The sequence below is a fragment of the Bacteroides sp. OM05-12 genome (genome assembly GCF_003438995.1).
Classification (GTDB): Bacteria; Bacteroidota; Bacteroidia; order Bacteroidales; family Bacteroidaceae; genus Bacteroides.
On the sequence record NZ_QSUN01000064.1, the window covers coordinates 1 to 552 of the forward strand.

A 552-nucleotide genomic window follows, 5' to 3' on the forward strand; every position below is an offset into this window, starting at 1 on the left:
GCGGTGAAGACTGGGCGGGACTGCTGGAGGCCGTCGAAAAAGACCTCCTGGTTCCGGAATGTACGGAAGTGATGCGTATCGTCAACCGGGCGCTGAACGGTGATGTGGCAAAAGCCAAATATGCCTTGAAAGCCCTTTCGGGCGGCAGGGCCTACTATTACCTGGTCGGAACTATCTATCCCCAGCTTCGCCGGGTGGAATGCCGTATCGAATATACTTCAACAAAAAAGGAATAAACGGAAAAATGAGAAGGAACATTATGAGAATACCAACAAGATATTTGCTCGGTATCCTGCTGCTTGCCGGATGTCTCGGCCTGGGCGGCTGTATACATGACGATTGCGAGGATTGCCTCAAGGAGGGCAACGTGGATATCGCCCTGACGCACTACTGGCATAACAAGGGCAATGCTGACAATTTTGCCCGTGAGATCAACCGGGTGGAGTTTTATATCTTTGACGGTGAGGGCCTGTTTTACAGCCGTGACCTGTCGCCCAAAACCGCTTTCACTAACGGTTACCATTACCGGCTGACCTTGCCCGGCGGCGATTA

The 552-nt window shown here is 52.4% G+C and carries 1 protein-coding gene and 1 pseudogene; both read left to right on the forward strand.

Features of this window, described 5'->3' with window-relative positions; all coding sequences use genetic code 11:
* Nucleotides 1-236 (forward strand): annotated as a pseudogene (locus DXB63_RS18065) (hypothetical protein); the annotation flags it as partial.
* A 23-nt stretch (nt 237-259) separates the two neighbouring features.
* The coding region (locus DXB63_RS17765) for a FimB/Mfa2 family fimbrial subunit (RefSeq protein WP_199604248.1) at nt 260-552 on the forward strand (293 nt) is incomplete at its 3' end.